Consider the following 17,834-nt stretch of genomic DNA (forward strand, 5'->3'; position numbering starts at 1 on the left):
GGTCGAGCGGAGCCGAGTCCTCGACCGCCAAGCTCTTGAGTCGCCGCCTGCGCCTTACGACGCTGGACCAGTCGAAGTCGATGTTTTGTTCATTCGACACTGAAGCCATCATGGCCGTTGACCAGTGGTCCACTCGGCGTTGAGCGAGGCGAATGGCCGAAGACGCGGCAACGTGATCGCGGTCGGCGCAGGCGCGCGGTGTCGTTCAGCGTCCGCCCCGGTGAACTGGTCGCGCTCACCGGTCCGTTCGGTGCGGAAAGACCGCGTGCGCGCTGTCGGCCGTGCGTATGTGGGATCCCGATACCGGCCGCGTCAGCCTGGACGGCGTCGACCTCGCCGAACGGGCCGACGACGACCTGCGCGGCGCGATCAGCGCCGTCCCCCCAGGACCCCGGTCTCCTCGCCGGCACGATCGCCACCGACATGGGACTCGGCCGCCCCTACGCCGACGAGGCCACCACCACCGCCGCGCCCACCTCGACCGACGACGACGTCGGCGTCCTCGTCATCTCCCATCGCCCGCTGAGACCGGACCGTCGAGCTGCGAGAGGGGCGGCGCACCGGGTGATCCGGCCGCCGCCCCAGTCGACTCCGTCCAGTCCTGGTCCCCAGCTTCCCCCTCGCGTCAGCCGACCCGCTTGCGACGTGCCAGGACCACCGTGGCGATGCCGGCCGCAGCGAGCAGCACGGCGACCACCAGCACCGTCCCCGTGGAACCGACACCGGTGGAAGCCAACCCGGTCGGCTTCGGCGCGGATGCCGCCGGTGAGCTGGTCGGAACCGGCCCGGTGGTGGCAGGAGTCGTGGTGGAGGTCGTCGGGGTGGTGCTCGGGGGTGCGCAGGCTCCGTTGGCCGTGGGGTCGACGTCGCCGACGGCGATGGTGAAGACGTCGCTGTCGGCGACCGTGCGGCCGTCGGCGAGGGTGGCGACGACTTCGATGGTGATCCGGTAGGCGCCTTCCGCGCCGAAGCCCCAGTTGGCGTGGGCGTGGGTGCCGAGCGGCACGGTGAGGACGTCCGGTAGCCCGTTCCCCGAGTCCACCAGCACGCTCGGGGTGATGCCGGTCAGGAAGATGCCGAGGCGGCCGGGGCCGTCCACGGCGGTGACGCGGAGGTCAACGCCGCCGGTGACGTCCTGGGGGCTGAGGGACTCGGTGTTCCAGCCCGCCCACACGATGCCGGGGATCTGGGTTTGCGGGATGAGCCAGACCGGTGCGCCCGGTGCGCCCAAGAACGAGTAGGCGGGGTCGGCGGGCACGGTGTTGCGCGCGGCGGGGACCAGGTGCAGCACGACGTCGGACGGGTCGCGCCACACGGCGCGGTCGGGTCCGGCGGTGCCGTCCTTGACCCGGGTGGTCAGGTCGCCGTCGAGGATGCGTGGCGCGACGAGGTCGACGTGCCCGTCGTCGAGGACCACGCACGACGTGGGTGGCGCGGTGGTCGTCGTCGTGCCCGTGGTCGTGGTGGACGTCGTGGTGGTCGTGGTGGTCGTGGTGGTCGTGGTGGTTGCGGTGGTCGTCGTCGTTGTGGTGGTCGTGGTCGTCGTGGTGGGCGGTTCCGTTCCCGTACCGGGTTTCACCGCCGTGGGGTCGACCGCGCCGACGGCGATGGCATAGGTCGTGGTGTCGCGCAGCGGCGTCCCGTCGGGGGTGGTGGCCGTGACGGTGAAGGTGAGCCGGTAGACGCCCTCGGCGGTGAACGTCCAGTTGGCGTGGGCATGGGTGCCCAGCACCAGCGGGTGCTGCTGCGGCAGCGGCAGGGCGGTGTCGAACGCTCGCGGCAAGGGCTCCCCGACCGGACCGGTCTGGAACACGGTGAGGGTGCCGGGTGCGGCGCTGCCGGGGAGGTCGCCGCCGATCGCGTCGAGGGTCCAGCGCACCGAGTCCGGGTCGACCTGGTCGGGGGTCAGCGCCTCGGTGTTCCACCCGGCCCAGACCACGTCGGGGTCCTGGACTTCCGGGATGAGCCACAGGTCGCTGCCCACCGGGCCGAGGAAGGCGTACTCCGGGATGTCGGGCACCTGGATGTGCGACTCGGGCTTGACGTGTGTGACCACCTGTTCGGGGTCGCGGACCGTCGGCGGTGTGGTGTTGCCGTCCTTGTAGCGGATGTCCAGTGCGCCGTCGACGACGACCGGCGCGAGCAGGTCCACGTGCCCCACGTCGACGACGGCCGTGGACTCCTGGGCGAAGGCCGGGGCGAGGGCCGGGGCGAGGGACAGCGCGGCGAGAGCCGCGACCGCGGAGGCGGCGACCGCGGCTCTCGCGCGGGTCGGGGTGGTCACGGGTTCTCCTTGGCGGGACGGCGGCGGGCGAGCGCGAGTGCGGCGACGCCCGTGACGACCAGGACGAGCGCGAGACCGGCGGTGGCGTGCAGAGCGGCCGGACCGGTGGACGCCAGGCGGTTCGGCGTGCCGGTCTGCCGGTCGGTGTTGCCCGGCTGTTGCTGTTGGGTCGGGACACCGGCGCCGTCACCGACTGCGAAGGTGAGGGTTTCCGTGTCGGTCAGCGGGCCGTTCGCACCGGGCGCCGAGACCGCGAAGGTCAGCCGGTAGCGGCCGGGTTCGGCGAACGCCCAGTTGGCGTGCGCGTGGGTGCCCAGCGGGACGGAGAGGTTGTCCGGCAGGCCGTCGGCGCTGTTGAAGATTATCTCCGGCGCGCCGAACGAGCCGGTGGTGAACAGGCCGAAGGCGCCCGGCCCGTCGACCGCGGTCAGCGTCCACGTCACCGGGCCCGACACCTCGGCCGGGCGCAGTTCCTCGGTGTTCCAGCCCGTCCACAGCAGGTCGGCGCGCTGGGTCTGCGGCAGCAGGAAGATCTGCTCGCCCGCTCCGCCGAGGAAGGACAGCGCCGGTTGCGCCGGTAGTTCGGTGCGCGCGGCGGCCGTGACGCGGAACTCGACGTCCGCCGGTTCGCGCCAGGTCGTGACGCCGGTGGCCGTGCCGTCCTTGACCTGGACGTGCAAGCCGTCCGGCAGCAGGCGGAGCGCGACGGCGTCGACGTGACCGCGGTCCAGGGTGACCCGACCGGTGGCCGTGGGCGGCTGCTGCGCCGCGGCGACCTGCGGTCGTGGCGCGGGAAGGGCCGGCAGCTGCGGGAGTGCCCGGAACTCGGCGGCGACTTCCGGCTGGTCGGCGTCGGGCCGGTCGGCGTCGGGCCGGTCGGCCTCCGGTCGGGCCTTCTCGGTGACGACCAGCTGGTAGTCGCGCTCGACGACCAGCGGCCGGCCGTCGAGCGCGTGGGCCGCGGCTTCGACGCGGAGCAGGTGGTCGCCCGGGGCCGGCACGTCGACGCTCAGCGTTCCGCCGGCGGCGACCGGGACCGTGACCGGATCCCCGTGCGGCACCTCTACCCCGGACGTGTTCGTGAGAGAGGTGCGCAGTCCGACCCGGTCCCCGAAGACGGCGCCGGGTTCGATGGCGGTGGTGTCCCAGCGCAGCACCACCCGTTCCACCTCGGTGGTGACGACCAGGGCGTCGGGTGGTCCGTCGAGCGCGAGTCGCCCGGCTTCCACGTCCAGCACCGCGTCCGCGGTGGAGACGTCCGGCGGGGTGGTCGGTTCCGGGTCGGCTGTCGCGACGGGTGCCGTCATCAGCAGTGCGGCGGCCACGCCGAGCAGCGCGCCGGTCCGGGTGGGGGTCACGACTTCTCCTCGGCGAGGGCGGCGGGGACAGCGGTCCGGCGAGGCCGGGTGAGCAGGCCGTGGCGCGGTGCGAAGAGCCAGCACAGCAGGAAGATGGCGGTGAGGGTCAACACGATCAGGCCACCCGCGGCGAGGTCGAGCGCGTAGGACAGGTAGAGGCCCAGCACGCTGCCGCCCGCGCCGATCAGCGGTGCCAGCAGCATCATGGCGCCGAGGCGGTCGGTGAGCAGCCTCGCCGCGGCGGCGGGGGTGACGAGCAGGGCGAGGACCAGGATGTTGCCCACCGCCTGCAACGAGATCACGATGGCCAGGGTCACCATCACGTGCAGCGCCACGTCCAGCCAGAACACCGGGAGACCGACCGCGCGGGCCTGTTCCCGGTCCAGCGTCGCGGCCACGAAGCGGCTGTTGAACAGCGCCGTGCACAGCAGCACCGCCGCGCCGATCACCGCGACCGAGACCACGTCGGAGTCGCTGATGCCCAGGATCGAGCCGAACAGGAACGACTCCAGCGAGCCGCCGTAACCGGGGGCCGTGCTCAGGATGACGATGCCGAGACCGAAGGAGGCGGCGAAGAAGATCCCGATGACGGAGTCCTCCTTGAGCCTGCGGTTCTGCGAGAACACCGCGATCAGCAACGCGGTGATCACGCCCGCGACCGCTCCGCCGAGAACCAGGTTGGTGCCCAGCACGAAGGCGACCGCGATGCCGGGGAAGACGGCGTGCGAGACGGCGTCGCCGATGAACGCCATGCCCCGCAGCACGACGTGGCTGCCGATCACGCCGCAGACCACGCCTGACATCAGCGCAACCAGCAGCGCGCGGCGCCAGAAGTCGTACTCCCACGGCGCCGTCAGGAACTCCAGGAACGCGGTCACCCGGTCACCCCCAGCGCCTTGAGCAGTTGCTCGGCCCGGTCCAGGCCGAAGGTGCGCAGCCAGATGTCGGTGTCGGCCAGCGCGGCGGGTTCGTCGTCGGCGATGACCGTGCGGTTGAGCAGGCACAGCCGGCTGCACAACGTGGTGGCGGCGGCGAGGTCGTGGGTGGTCATCAGCACCGCCACGCCCTCGTCGCGCAGTTCGGTGAGCAACGTGCTCAGCAACTCCTGGGTGGGGGCGTCGATGCCGGTGAACGGTTCGTCCAGCAGCAGCACCCGCGGCCCCAGGGCCAGCGCGCGGGCGACCAGGACCCGTTGCCGCTGGCCGCCCGACAGCTCGCCGACCGGTCTGGTCCTCAGGTCGGCCATGCCGACGCGGTCCAGGGCATCGGCGACGGCTCGGCGGTCGTGGGCCGTGCGGCGGCGCAGCAGCCCGGTCAGGTGGGTGCGGCCGGTGGCGACCGCGCCCTCGACCGTGATCGGGAAGTCCCAGGCGAACTCGTGGCGCTGCGGCACGTACCCCAGCGATCCCTGCGCCCGGCGCGGTGAGCGACCACCGACGACGACCGAGCCCCGGTGGACCGGGACCAGGCCGAGCGCGGTGCGCAGGAGGGTCGTCTTGCCCGCGCCGTTGGGGCCGATCAGGCCGACCAGCTCGCCCTGGCGCAACCGGAAGTCCACATCGGACAGCACTTCCCGGCCGCCCAGGTGCACGGTCACGCCGGTGATGTCGAGGACCGGGTCAGTCATCGCTCCTCCCGGCGGCCCGGCGGGAACGGGCGATGAGCGCTGCCGCAGCCCCGGCCACGAGCACACCACCCACCGCGATCCACAGCCAGGGCGGGCTCCCGGCCGCGGTGTCGGCGGGCTGCGCCGCGGTCCGGACGGACGGCGGGGTGCTCTGGCCGGTGGTGGCGAACGCCGTCGTCGGGTCGCCCGGTCCGACGTGCACCTTCAGCGTCGCGCGGTCCGCGCGGCCGTCCGCGGTGGCCATCTCCACGTCCAGCAGGTAGGCGCCGGGCGCGGTGAACACCCAGTTGCCGTGCACGTGGGTGCCGGCTTCGACGCCGGTCTCCTGCGGGTAGGGGCGGTCACTGCTGAAGATCGTCTCCGGCGTGCCGAAGTTGCCGGTGAGGAACAGCTCGAAGCGGCCGGGGCCCTCGACGCCGTGCAGCCGCCAGTCCACCTCCCGGCCGACCACGTCGGCGATGCTGGGGTCCTGGGTGTTCCAGCCAGGCCACACCACTTCCTGGTCCTGGACCTGCGGCAGCACCCAGATCTCGCCCCCCGGCGAGCCGAGGAACGCGTAGGCAGGGTCGTCGGGAACGGCGGTCTTGGCCTTGTCGGCCACCTGGAGCACCACGTCGGCGGGTTCGCGCCACACCGGGCCGTCACCGGTGTCGTCGCGGAGCTGGAGCGTCCACTGGCCGTCGACCAGGCGGGGACCGAGGTCGACGTGACCGTCGGCGATGACGACCGGGGCCTCGGCGTGCGCGACCGGCTGGACGAGCAGGAACGCCGCGACGGTGGCGAGCACGACCTGGATCAGGCGAGGCACCGGGCGATCTCCTCCGCGTTGTGGCGCATCATGTCCGTGTAGCTCCGGGCGTTGTCGTCGAAGGAGTCTCCGTAGAGAAGGCACACCTGGACGCCTTGATCGCGCGCGACCTGGGTGAGCACCGAGCCGCGCTGCGCCAGGTTGGGTTCCATGAACACGGCGGGCACCTTCAGGTTGCGGATGGTCTCGGTCAGCTTGCGCACGTCCTCGACGCTGGGTTCCTGCGCGGGGTTGGGCACCACGAACCCGGCCACGGTCATCTCGTAGGCGCTGGCGAAGTAGCCGAACCCGTCGTGCGTGGTGACCAGGTGGCGGCGGTTGCGGGGCACGGCGGCCACGGTGGCGCGGACCTGTTCGTCGAGCTCGTCGAGCCGGGCGAGGTAGTCGCGGGCGTTGCGGTCGTAGTCGGCCGCGCCGTCGGGGTCGGCGGTGCGCAGCGTGTCGCGGATCAGCTCGGCGTAGGCGCGCCCGTTGCGCACGTCCTGCCACAGGTGCGGGTCGATCTCACCGTGCACGTGCTTGCCCAGCACCGCCTGCGGCAACTGGTGCACCGACGCGCCGCCGCTGCCCAGGAACGCGAACCGGGCGTCGTCGGGCACCGTGGCGATTGCCTTGTTCGGCACCTCTATGACGGCCGCCGAAGCGGGCACGACCTCCTGGGTGGTGCCGCCGGCTCGGTCGTTGAACGTGTACAGCTCGCCGGTGTCCAGGTCGACCGTCAGGTCCGTGTGCCCCTCGTTCAGCACCGTGCCGGCGATCCCGGTCGGGTCGACGCCCACCGCGAAGGTGAAGGTGCCCTCCCCCAGTGGCACGACGTCGCCGCCGTTGTCGACCAGCGCCGCCCGCAAGGTCAGCCGGTAGGTTCCCGGTGCGGTGAACGCCCAGTTGAGGTGGGTGTGCGCGGCGGGCGGCAACGTGGTGGAGTCCACATCGGACAGGCCATCGCCGGAGTCGAAGTACACCACCGGCTTGCCCAGCGACTCCGTCAGGTAGGCCACGAGCTTCCCCGGTCCCTCCACCGCGGTTGCGGTCAGCCGCACCTCGGAGGTGCGCGTGGCACCGCGCTGCTTGCCGTCGCCCCGCACGCGCAGTCCGAGCCAGAGCACGTCGAGCCCGACGTTCTCCACCAACGGGATCACGTGCGCGCCGTAGGTCTCCGAGGCCTCGGCCAGCGAGACGTTCGGCGTTCCCGCGCGCGCGTTGGCGTCGATGGCCTTGATCAGGCGCTGTTCCTCCAGCAGCAGGTGGTTGGTGAACGTCACGTCCGCCGCGGCGACCTTCTTCGCGTCGGCGGGCGTGGGTTCGTAGGAGTGCGGGTCACCGCCGGGCGGCACCAGTGAGTCGACCCGGATCCGGTCTCCTCCGACGTTACGCACCAGGTCGGCCAGGATCTCCGTGGTGGCGACCACGGACAGGTTGTCACCACCGCCCTGTCCCCCCGCCGAGGTGCAGGCGGTCACGGTGAGCAGGACCGCGCACAAGGACGCGGCGGCCCGTGAGGGCGCACGCACTCGCATGTCTTGTCGAACCTCCAGACACCCGTCACCTGACCGGTGGGGGTATCGCGAACCTAATACCAACGACAACCGTTTTCAATACGCCATCCGGCCCTGATGATAACGATTGTCATTCGCCACACTGGCCCTCCCGTGCCTCGACACACCGAACCGACCCGAACCAGGACGACGACGATGAACACGACAGACCAGGACAACGCCACCGGCCCGTCGACGGAGGACCCCGCCGCAGCCGAGGCCGTGTTCCTGGAGGCGCACCTGGCCCTGCTCGCACCGCTGGACGTCCGCCCGGGAGACGTGGTCGCGGACATCGGCCCCGGTGCGGGCGCGGTCACAGTCACCCTGGCCCGGGCGGTGGGCGACACCGGCCGGATCTACGCGGTGGACAACGACCCCGCGATGCTCGACGCGGTGGCCCGCTCGGCGCACGAAGCCGGCGTGGCCGATCGGGTTCGACTGGTCCTGCACGACTTGGAGCAGGGTGTGCCACCGCTCCAGGAAGAGGTGTCCGCGGTCTGGTCGGCGGCGTGCGTGCACCACACCCGCGACTGGGCCGCGACCGTGGCCGGCCTCAGCGAACTGCTGCGCCCCGGCGGGGTGCTCTGCGTGGCCGAGGGCGGACTGCCCACGCGGTGCCTGCCGTGGGACGTCGGCATCGGGCGACCCGGACTGGAGACGCGCCTGGACGAGGCGCACAACCGCTGGTTCGCCGACTGGTTCCACAGCCGCCCCGGCCAGGCGCGCCAAACCAGGGGGTGGGTGGACCTGCTGTCCGCCGCGGGCCTGGCCGAGGTCACCAGCAGCAGTGCCCTGGTGGACGTGCCCGCCCCGCTGCCGGAACACGTGCGCGTCGTCGTCCTCGCCGAGTTCGCGGCCCGCGTCGACCGGGCCCGCCCGTTCCTCACCGAGGAGGACACCGCCACCTGGGCGCGCCTGCTCGACCCCTCGGACTCCGCATGGGTGGGACAGCGCACCGACCTGGCGCTGCTCACCGCCTTGTCCGCCCATCGGGGACGGGCACCGCATGGAGGCTGACAGCTCCCGGGGACAACTCGCCCTCGGATGCCGGCTCCCGCATCCCGAGAAGTGGTCCGTTCGGTCGTACTGAAAACGATAATCGTGTGCAACCCTACAGGCACGGTCCTCCCGGGCCGCCCCACCTGCACGATTGGAGTGCAACGACCTTGCGCACGACTGCACGCATCGCCCTGCTCATGGCGGCGGTGACCGGCCTGTCCGGCCTCGTCGCCGCACCGGCCACGGCCGCCCCGGTCGTCACGCTCGACTCCGGCCACGTCGACGTCTTCGGCGTCGCCTTCGAGGACGGCGAGTTCGACCTGCACGTCCACGACGAGGGCTCCGAGGCCGAGTACGCGCCCTCCGAGGTCCTGCTGGTCGCCAAGTCCGCGGCGAAGACCACCGTGCCCGCCGACCCCGCCTACGCCTTCCTCGGCGCACCCGGCGCGCCGGTCTGGGTGCTGCCCGAGATCGAGGACCCGAACCTGCTGTGGCCCGGCATCGCCACGGAGGAGGTGGAGCCCGGCGTCTTCGTCGACGGCTCACTGCGCCTGAAGGTCACGCGCGTGCACGGCCCCGGCGACTTCAGCATCTTCACCACCGACGCGGTCGGCGCGCCGACCGTCCTGGTCGACAACGGCAACGGCCTGCCCGACCGCATCGACCTGACGGCCGGCAGCCACATGCACGCCAACTGGGCCTTCGAGGCGGCCGGCTACTACCGCGTCACCGTCCGCGCCGTCGGCAAACTGGCAGCGACCGGCGAGCGCATCGTGTCCGCACCCGCCACCTACACCTTCAAGGTGAACAAATGATCGCCCGCCTCACCGCCGCGGCGTTCGCCGCCGGACTCGCCCTGCTCACCACGGGGACCGCCCACGCGGCGGTGACCATCTCCTCCGGCCACGTCGACGTCATCGACGTGGACTGGACCGGCACCGCGCTCACGCTCGACCTCCGCGACGGCACCGTGTCACCCGCCGTCGACCGCGACCCGGCGACGGTGACGCTCAACGCCGTTCCGGCGAGCAAGTCCACCGTGCCCTCCGGCAGCGCGTACTCGTTCCTCGGCGCACCGGGATCGACGTTCTGGGTCCTGCCGCAGAACTCCGCGAGCGGAATCCTGTGGCCGGGCTTCGACACCAGCGGCGTCCCCACCGGCGCGCTGCTGAACAACTCGCTGACCGTGAAGCTCGTCTCGGTGACCGGTCCCGCCGACTTCAGCGTCTACACCACCGGATTCGGCGGATCGGTGAGCGTGTGGTTCGACAGCGGGAACGGCCTGCCCGACAACCGCACCCTGGCGATCAACAGCCACGCACACGCCAACTGGGCCTTCGAGGCGGCGGGCACCTACACCGTCACCTTCGAGGTCACCGCCACCACGGCGACCGGCACCGCCATCACCACCGGACGGAAGGCCTACACCTTCACCGTGCAGCCCTGACCCCCACAGAGGTCTGATCCACCAGGTCCGCGGTGCTCACCGTTCGGTGAGCACCGCGGACCTTCGTGCATCGACGGCGTGCCCCTTGTCCGGCAACGGGATCGTGACGGACCAACCACTCACGGCTACAGTTGAAAAGGATTATCATTTGAATTAGCGTGGCGGCATCGAGTCCGGTGAAGAGGGAGACATGCGTTCCCGCACAATGAAGCTCCACGCACGCGAGCCCTTCGCCTCCAGGCTCACGCGTGTCGCGACCGCCCTCCTGATCACGATGTCCACCACCTGCGCCACGGCGATGGCCGACGAGGGGCCCGCTCCGACTCCACCGCAGCGGCAGTCGCTCTCGACCGGGCACGCCGACCTCGTGTCGGTGTTCCTCGAAGCGGGTTCGTTGGTCGTGGCAGGACAGTCCGATGTAGACCGGGTGGTCACCCGGTTCGACCCCGCGCGCACCACCGTGAACGTCACCGACGCCGCACTGCGGCCCGCGCCGGGTTCCCCGGCCTACGCCTTCCTCGGCGTCCCGGCCGGGACGCCGGTCCACGTGGTCCCGCAGGCGTTCCACCCCGGGGTGCTGTGGGCCGGGTGGAACACCGAGTCCGTGCCGCGCGGCGCACTGGCCGGTGACGCGGTCGACATCACCCTCCGCGAGGTGCGCGGGCCTGGCCGGGTCGAGGTCTACCTCAGCGGTGTCGACGGACCCGAGCGGGTCTGGAGTTCGCACGACCCGGGCCTGCGGACGTTGCGCGTGGCGGTGCCGACGCACGCGCACGCCAACTGGGCGTTCACCGCGCCGGGCGTCTACGAGCTGGAGTTCGCCGCCTCCGCCACCGCCTCGTCGGGCGCACCGCTGACCTCCGCTCCCGCGCGCTACGTCGTCGCGGTGGGCCCTCACACGACCACGCCGACCACGACGACGCTCGACGTGACGGACACCGGTAACGGATCGCGACTCACCGGCCGGGTGGCCGGCGGACCCGCACACCTGCACGGCGGCGTTCCCGCCGGGTGGATCGAGTTCCACGCCCACCACCCCGATCACGACGAGGTCGTGGGCCACGTGGCGGTAGGTGGCGGGCAGGCCGTGCTGGAGGTTCCCGACAACGCCACCGCTCTCGCCCACACCGCGCGGTTCGTGCCGGAGGTCGCGGACCTGGTGGCGCCGTCGTGGTCACCTGCCGTCGCCAACCCGAGAGCCCCTCCGGGCACCGCCGTGGTCGGCGTGCGCGACCGCTATGCCCTCGGGGAGACCATCACCGCCACCGCCCTGGTCACGCCACCTCGCCCCGACCACACCGTGGCTTGGTGGACCCGGGAAGGCACGACCACCACGCCACGGGGAACCGGTGAAACCCTGGCCATCACGGCCACCACCGACCTCGACGGCGCCGAGCTGGGTTTCGACCTGGTGGACCCGGAGGGGAACACCGCGGCATCCGCTCAGGCCGTCGACCTCCGCGTCGACCCCACCGCTACTCCGACCACGTCGACCACCCCGGTGCCCACCACCGCACCACTCCCGACGACCGTGCCCGACACCCCGCCATCCGCACCACCTTCGACCGGCACGGCCGCACCGTGCGTCGCGACCGAGGTCACCCGGACGTCCGAGGCCGGAGCAGCGGAAGTCGTTGCCGACGGCCACTTCGACTACGGACCGGTGGTCGAGAACGGCGCACTCACCGCGAGCATCGAGGACGACCGCGACGGGACACCGGCGTGGCGTGATCCGGCCGGGTACGTGTTCCACCTGACCGACGCCGCGCGCACCACCCCGCCGGCGGGCTCGGGCCACGACTTCCTCGGCCCCGGTCCCGTGTGGACGATCCCGCTGACCCAGTCCCCCGGTGTGCCCTGGATCGGGTGGAACACCCAGCACCCGTCCGTGCCGGCCGCGCTCGCCGGGGACATCACCATGACCTTGGAAAGCCTGGAGGGCCCCGGCCGGCTCGCCGTGTACGGGCAGGACCCGTTCGGCAGCGTCGGCACCCGCCACTTCGGCACCGTCGAAGGCTTCCCACGATCCACCACCGTCCCGGTCGGCCGCTCCGGCGTCCACGTCCACGCCGTGTGGGCCTTCACCGCACCGGGCGCGTACTCGGCCGACTTCTCCTTCAGCGGCACGGTGGACGGCCGACCGCTGTCCGCGAAAAGCACCCTGGCCTTCCACGTCGGGCCCGGCGAACCCGCCGCCGCCGCCGCCGTCGTCGAGACGGTCGGCCGCACGGCGAGTGGACAGGAGTGCGCGCTCGGCGCACCCGGTCTGGCGAGCACGGGGCTGGGCGGCGAGCACCTCCCGGGACTCGCCGTCGCCGCCGCCCTGCTGATCCCCCTGGGCCTGCTCCTGACCAGCCTGGCGACCTTGGCCGCCGCCCGCCGACGTTCCTGACACCACTCGCGAGGAAGGAGCGCCTTCCCCGTCCGGCGTCCCCGGACGTCATCCCCACCGCGCCGCGCCCTCCCGGGCTCGGCCAGAACCGAGGAAGAACCTTGAACGCAGTACGAGACCGCACGACCAGACGCCGGGCGAGGCGGCACACCGCCGCCCTGGCCTCGGTCACCGCGCTCGGGCTCGCCCTGGGCTCCCTGACCGGAACAGCCCACGCCGAAGCGCCCTACGCCGACAAGCAGGTCGTGTCCGAAGGCCACATCGACGTGTTCTACGTCGACGTCGTCGACTCCGCCCACACGCTGGTGGCGCACACCGGCGCCGGCAACGTCGCGCCGGCCGACCTGGTGATCCAGGCCAAACCGTCGGTGGCCTCGCGCACGGTCAGCGCGACCATCGCCGGCCTGCCCGGCTGGAAGCCGCAGGGCGAGACCTACTACCTGCTGCCGCAGACGTCCCAAGCCGGTCAGGTGTTCGGCGGGTTCGGCTACAGCTCGGCCGTCACCCGGGGCACCTCGGTGACCTACGACCTCGACTCGGTCGAGGGCCCCGGCGCGCTCGCGCTCTGGCAGAACTCCGAGGACGGCCCGAACGTCTTCCTCGCCTCCGCCGAGGGCGGCCCGAAGTCGTTCACCAGCGTGGCCGACCACGAGCACGTCAACTGGGGCTTCACCGAGCAGGGCGAATACCGCCTGACCGTCCGCGCCGCGGTCACACCTCCCGGCGGCGCCACCACGCAGCTACCGCCCGTGGTCTACACCTTCTTCGTCGGTGAGGAACTGCCGCAGGACCCGACGCCCGACCCCGGCACCCCGGCCACGCAGCTCACCATCACCGGCCTGGGCGCGCACTACCACGCCGGCGGCGTGGCTGCCCTGACCGCGGTGCAGACCCCACCGACCGGCGAGGAGCACTACCACTGGTTCACCCGCGCCGCCGGTGAGGTCGAGTGGTCGGTCGTGCCGGGCGCGCTCACCGGCAAGTACGGCTTCGTCGTCCGCACCGCCGACGACGACCGCGAGGTCAAGGTGGTGCTGTACGACCACGACCACAAGGTGATCGCCGAGTCCGCGCCGGTCGTCGTCGACGTCGACGACCACGGCAACGACCCGGTCAACGGCCCGACCATCACCACGACGCTCAGCGCGCAGGAAGGCGTGCTGGCGATCAGCGTCGCACCGGAGAACCGCGAGGTGGACCTGGGCGCGCTCACGCTGAACCCGGCCGCCGACCGCTACACCGCCGCCGGCGCGCTCAAGCCGATCACGGTCACCGACACCCGGGCCGACAACCCCGGCTGGAACGCCTCCGGCCGGGTGCGGGCCTTCACCACGGTCGACGGGCAGCAGCTCGGCGGCAGGTACCTGGGCTGGACGCCGACCGTGCTGTCCTCGTCGGCGAACCAGACCGTGACCGCCGGCCCTCAGGTCGCCTCCGGCTTCACCGCCGGCACCGGCCTGGCCACCTGGTCCCAGCTGGGCACCGCGGCGGCCGGCGCCGGCCGCGGCACCGCCCAGCTCGGCGCCGGGCTGAGCCTGGAAGCCCCCGCCGATCTGGCGCCGGGCACCTACCGGGCCCTGCTCATCCTCACCGCCATCTAGGTCACCCCTCGGTGCGGGTCCGCCCTTCGGCGCGGACCCGCACCGCCCTTTCCGCGCTGGAGCGCTCGTGAGAATCCTGCTGGCCGCAGCCCGCCGCGCCGGAGCCGTCCTGGTGGTCGCCGCCTTGCTGCCGGTGCCACCCCTGGCGGCACAACCTTCAGAGGGCGGCGGCGACCGGCAGACGTGGTCGGTCGCACCGGCCTCGGCCGCCGGGCCCGACGGCCGTGCCCGGTTCGACTACGTCGTGGAACCCGGGATGCGGTACGACGACCACCTCGCGGTGCGCAACCTCGGCGAAGGCGACATCGCGCTCGACCTCTACGCCGGCGACGCGGTCAACACCGGCACCGGCGGGTTCGACCTGCTCGCCCGCGACGAGGCGTCCACAGTGGTCGGGAACTGGGTCGCCGTCTCCGCGCCGCAGGTCGTCGTCCCCGCCCGCGACACCGTCGTCGTGCCGTTCAGCGTCACGGTCCCCGCCGACGCCGAACCCGGCGACCACGTGGGCGGGCTCGTCGCCGCCCTGACCACGGGCGGCGACACCCCGGTCGAAGTGGAGCGCCGCGTCGGCACCAGGCTCTACGTCAGGGTCGCCGGTCCGATCGACGCGGGCGTTCGGATCGAATCGGTGACGCCGTCCTACCGGGGCACGCCGAACCCGGCGGGGACCGGCGAGGTCGACGTCACCTACACCGTCGTCAACGACGGCAACCTGCGCCTGTCGCTACTGCCATCGGTGGGCCTGAGCGGCCTCTTCGGCCTCGGCGAGCGCTCGACCACCGGCGAGGTGCTGCCGGAACTGCTGCCGGGCAACGCCGTCACGCTCACCCAGACCGTCACCGACGTGGTGCCGCTGGGGCCGCTCGACGTCCGGGTCACGGCCGAGCCCGTCGCCTCTGCCACGCAGTCCCTCGGCGGCGCGGTGGAACCCGCGACCGCCGACACCTCCGTGTGGGCCGTGCCCTGGACCGCACTGGCCGCCCTGGCGTTGTTCCTGGGAATCGTCTTCGCGCTCTGGCGCGTCCGCAGGAAGATCCGGGCGCTGCGGAGCGGTCCGATGTGAGTCGGTGCTCGTCGTAGTGCTCGCCGTGCACGGCGTGGCGGTGGCCGTCGTGCACGTAGTCCACGTGGTCGCCGTGCGGAACAGCCACGTGGCCGCGACCCTCACCGTGGGCATGGGCGTGGTCGGCGTGTTCAAGGTGCGCGGTGGTCATGAACGACCCACCTTTCGATGTCCCGGGCTCCCTGTCACCCGTCTGCCTCAACGCCCCATGCCGCACCTCCACCGCTCACCCGAACGGCCGAGCACCCTCGATTCGACCTTGGTGAAAGTGGCTGTCGTTTACGGTGTGGGGCATGGACACCCCCGTCATCCTCGTGGCCGGGTTGGGCGCGCACGTCGTCGCCGGGGAGGTGCGGCGAGCGCTGCCGGGCTCGGTGCTGGTGCGGCACGACCTGAGCGGCCGGCCGAGGGCGTGGTGCGGCGGTGTGTCGACGGGGTGTTGACCGAACTGCGCCTGGAGCACGGCTGCGTGCCGTGCTCCAGGCGGCTGGACCTGCTGCCGCTGCTGCGGCGGCTGAACGGACCGGCGGGTGGACGAAGTGTGACGGGCCGCCGGCGCCGCGGCCTGGGACCGCGAAGTCGGCGACCGGGTCCAGGAACTGGTGGTTTCCGCCGTGCTCGGAGATCCGGGTCGGCTCTGCCCGGTCGGTCACCGGGCACCACTCCGGTCACTCGATCAGCTTGTCGCCCAGGGTCTCGCGCAGGAACTCGATGCTGCGCTCGGCCTCGTCGACCCGACCGCACTCCACGCTGAGGAAGATCTCGCGGTCCAAGGGCTCCAGGACCTCGAACACCCGTTCCCAGTCGACCATGCCCTCGCCGAGCGCGCAGCCCACCGGGGTGCCGGTGACCAGGCCGCGCTCGTCGGCGCTGTGCTGCTCGCTGATGTCCTTGGCGTGCATGTGGACCACGCGGTGCTTCACGCGGTCCAGTCCCTCGTACAGGTCCTCCAGCGCGGCCAGGTAGAAGTTGCCCGTGTCGAAGTTGACGTTGATCCACGGCGAGGGCGCGAGGTCCGCGATCGCCAACAGCCCTTCCGAGGTGCAGCTGAAGGTCCCGTGCGGTTCGATGCACACGTTCACCTCGTGCCGTTCGGCCACGAAGCGCGCCTTGGTGAGGGTGTAGCGCATCATCTCGTGGGCGAACGCGTCGTCCATCCACTCCGGCTTGATCATGTCATCGGTGTTGACGAACTTCGCCCCGCACGCGTCGGCGAACACGATCGCCCTGGTCAGCCTCGGCACCGCGGCTTCCGGCTTCATCAGCGGGCTGTGGCCGCTGATGCCGGACACGCGCACGCCCGCCCGGTCGCAGATCTCCTTCATCAGCAACGGGTCCTCCTCCATCGAGAAGGAGTGGAAGAAGTCCACCTCGCTGAGCAGGTCCCACCCGGTGTGCACCATCGGCTCCACCCACCGGTAGCCCAGCTCGGCCGCTTTCTCGACGCCCCACTGGAAACCCTTGGCGGCATCCTTGATGTACTCCATGTTCAGCGTCGCGCGGTACCTAGCCATGGGTGAGGACCTTCCCTTCGCGGTGCGCGTCCACCGAGGACCAGTGGGCGTGCATGGATTCGAGCACGTCGTCCAGCCCGTGCCTGGGCTGCCAATCCGGGTAGTGCTGCCGGAACCGCCGGGTGTCGGTGATCCAGCACTTGACATCGGCGAAGCGGGGCTCGGGCAGGTAGCGCACCGGGATCTCCCTGCCCACCAACGCCTCGCACTTGGCGACCGCCTCCAGCACCGAGCAACTGCGCTCCCGTCCACCGCCCGCGTGGTAGACCGCGCCAGGACGCGGGTCGAGGTGGAACTGCCAGAACATCTCGACGAGGTCGCGCGCGTCGATGTTGTCCCGCACCTGCTTGCCGCCGTGGCCGAAGATCCGGTACTCGCCGCCTGTGACCGCCGTGCGCACCAGGTGTGACAGGAAGCCGTGCAACTCCACCCCGGCGTGCCGGGCACCGGTGATGCAGCTGCACCGGAACACGCCCACCTTCATGCCCAGGTGCCGGCCGTACTCCTGCGCGGCCAGGTCCGCAGAGAGCTTGGAAACGCCGAAGAAGGTGCGGTCGGTGGCGTCGAGGGCCATCGACTCGTCGATCCCGTGCCGGTGGTGGGGGTGGTCGGGGTGGAAGTCCCACCGGGTGTCCAGCTCCACCAGGGGCAGCGAGTTCGGGATGTCGCCGTAGACCTTGTTCGTCGAGGTGTAGACGACCGTCGCGTCGAAGCAGTGCCGTCGAGCCGCTTCCAGCACGTTCACCGTGCCGACGGCGTTGATCGCGAAGTCGTCCAGCGTCCGCTCGGTGGCCCAGTCGTGGCTGGGCTGCCCCGCGGTGTGCACGATCAGCTTCACGTCCGAGCCGTAGAGCCGCAGCACCGCGTCGACCGACGCGGCGTCGCGGATGTCCAGCGTGTGGTGGCGGTAGTGGGGGATGGCGGACATCTCGCTCGCGTTCCCGCTGACGTCCCCGTCCGCACCGAACAACGTCCTGCGCATCCCGTTGTCCAAGCCGACGACCAGGTCGAACCGGGGCGCGAACATCCGCACCGCCTCGGTGCCGACCAGTCCGGCGGAACCGGTGATCACCAAGATGTCCATGCTGACCGCATCCTCGTCCTCCGTTTTCGGGCACGGTCGAGCCGTGCGGCGGGGTTGGTGGTCACGAACGCCATCAGGCGCCGATGTCGACGGCTGTTCGCAGAGGTGGTGTAGTGCGCGTT

15 protein-coding genes are annotated in these 17,834 nt (G+C 71.7%); 7 read left to right on the forward strand and 8 right to left on the reverse strand.

Annotated features, from left to right (window positions below; all coding sequences use genetic code 11):
- Nucleotides 1-625 precede the first annotated feature (625 nt).
- From ACRAKI_RS19855 to ACRAKI_RS19880, 6 genes are read right to left on the reverse strand one after another with little or no spacing between them, the layout of a single operon-like run.
- Entirely contained in the window at nucleotides 626-2,284 is a 1,659-nt protein-coding gene (locus ACRAKI_RS19855) for a choice-of-anchor M domain-containing protein (RefSeq protein ID WP_447001997.1), read from the reverse strand.
- Complete coding sequence (locus ACRAKI_RS19860; protein ID WP_447001998.1) at nucleotides 2,281-3,642, reverse strand: choice-of-anchor M domain-containing protein; 1,362 nt, start codon at nucleotides 3,640-3,642, stop codon at nucleotides 2,281-2,283. The genes ACRAKI_RS19855 and ACRAKI_RS19860 overlap by 4 nt, the downstream gene beginning before the upstream one ends.
- On the reverse strand, nucleotides 3,639-4,520 hold the full coding sequence (locus ACRAKI_RS19865; protein WP_447001999.1) for an anchored repeat-type ABC transporter permease subunit: 882 nt from the start codon (nucleotides 4,518-4,520) through the stop codon (nucleotides 3,639-3,641). Before ACRAKI_RS19865 ends, ACRAKI_RS19860 begins: the two co-directional genes overlap by 4 nt.
- A complete protein-coding gene (locus tag ACRAKI_RS19870) occupies nucleotides 4,517-5,269 on the reverse strand; it encodes an anchored repeat-type ABC transporter ATP-binding subunit (protein ID WP_447002000.1) in 753 nt (250 codons plus the stop codon). Before ACRAKI_RS19870 ends, ACRAKI_RS19865 begins: the two co-directional genes overlap by 4 nt.
- Entirely contained in the window at nucleotides 5,262-6,077 is an 816-nt protein-coding gene (locus ACRAKI_RS19875; RefSeq protein ID WP_447002001.1) for a choice-of-anchor M domain-containing protein, read from the reverse strand. Before ACRAKI_RS19875 ends, ACRAKI_RS19870 begins: the two co-directional genes overlap by 8 nt.
- Nucleotides 6,065-7,594, reverse strand: coding sequence for an anchored repeat ABC transporter, substrate-binding protein (locus ACRAKI_RS19880; RefSeq protein WP_447002002.1), 1,530 nt, complete (start codon nucleotides 7,592-7,594; stop codon nucleotides 6,065-6,067). Before ACRAKI_RS19880 ends, ACRAKI_RS19875 begins: the two co-directional genes overlap by 13 nt.
- 174 nt (nucleotides 7,595-7,768) lie before the next feature.
- On the opposite strand from ACRAKI_RS19880, the gene ACRAKI_RS19885 reads away from it, so the two are divergent.
- The 7 genes from ACRAKI_RS19885 (at nucleotide 7,769) to ACRAKI_RS19915 (ending at nucleotide 15,557) form a co-directional block, all read left to right on the forward strand.
- Entirely contained in the window at nucleotides 7,769-8,629 is an 861-nt protein-coding gene (locus ACRAKI_RS19885) for a class I SAM-dependent methyltransferase (RefSeq protein ID WP_447002003.1), read from the forward strand.
- Between the two features lie 149 nt (nucleotides 8,630-8,778).
- Nucleotides 8,779-9,426: a choice-of-anchor M domain-containing protein gene (locus tag ACRAKI_RS19890; RefSeq protein ID WP_447002004.1), complete on the forward strand. Its 648-nt coding sequence runs from the start codon at nucleotides 8,779-8,781 to the stop codon at nucleotides 9,424-9,426.
- A complete protein-coding gene (locus ACRAKI_RS19895) occupies nucleotides 9,423-10,058 on the forward strand; it encodes a choice-of-anchor M domain-containing protein (protein WP_447002005.1) in 636 nt (211 codons plus the stop codon). Before ACRAKI_RS19890 ends, ACRAKI_RS19895 begins: the two co-directional genes overlap by 4 nt.
- A gap of 190 nt (nucleotides 10,059-10,248) precedes the next feature.
- A complete protein-coding gene (locus tag ACRAKI_RS19900) occupies nucleotides 10,249-12,450 on the forward strand; it encodes a TIGR03773 family transporter-associated surface protein (RefSeq protein WP_447002006.1) in 2,202 nt (733 codons plus the stop codon).
- A 101-nt stretch (nucleotides 12,451-12,551) separates the two neighbouring features.
- Entirely contained in the window at nucleotides 12,552-14,051 is a 1,500-nt protein-coding gene (locus tag ACRAKI_RS19905) for a choice-of-anchor M domain-containing protein (protein WP_447002007.1), read from the forward strand.
- Nucleotides 14,052-14,118: 67 nt separating this feature from the next.
- The gene (locus tag ACRAKI_RS19910; RefSeq protein WP_447002008.1) at nucleotides 14,119-15,114 is read left to right on the forward strand and encodes a DUF916 domain-containing protein; all 996 of its coding nucleotides are present in this window, start codon (nucleotides 14,119-14,121) and stop codon (nucleotides 15,112-15,114) included.
- Nucleotides 15,115-15,407: 293 nt separating this feature from the next.
- The gene (locus ACRAKI_RS19915) at nucleotides 15,408-15,557 is read left to right on the forward strand and encodes a hypothetical protein (RefSeq protein WP_447002009.1); all 150 of its coding nucleotides are present in this window, start codon (nucleotides 15,408-15,410) and stop codon (nucleotides 15,555-15,557) included.
- Between the two features lie 225 nt (nucleotides 15,558-15,782).
- On the opposite strand, the gene ACRAKI_RS19920 is transcribed toward ACRAKI_RS19915, so the two are convergent.
- Together ACRAKI_RS19920 and ACRAKI_RS19925 are read right to left on the reverse strand one after the other, a co-directional pair.
- Nucleotides 15,783-16,628 carry a sugar phosphate isomerase/epimerase family protein gene (locus ACRAKI_RS19920; protein ID WP_447002010.1) on the reverse strand — a complete coding sequence of 282 codons (846 nt, stop codon included), beginning with the start codon at nucleotides 16,626-16,628 and terminating at the stop codon, nucleotides 15,783-15,785.
- A complete protein-coding gene (locus ACRAKI_RS19925; RefSeq protein ID WP_447002011.1) occupies nucleotides 16,621-17,712 on the reverse strand; it encodes an NAD-dependent epimerase/dehydratase family protein in 1,092 nt (363 codons plus the stop codon). The genes ACRAKI_RS19920 and ACRAKI_RS19925 overlap by 8 nt, the downstream gene beginning before the upstream one ends.
- Nucleotides 17,713-17,834: the final 122 nt, after the last annotated feature.

It is taken from the genome of Saccharothrix isguenensis (assembly GCF_052936305.1).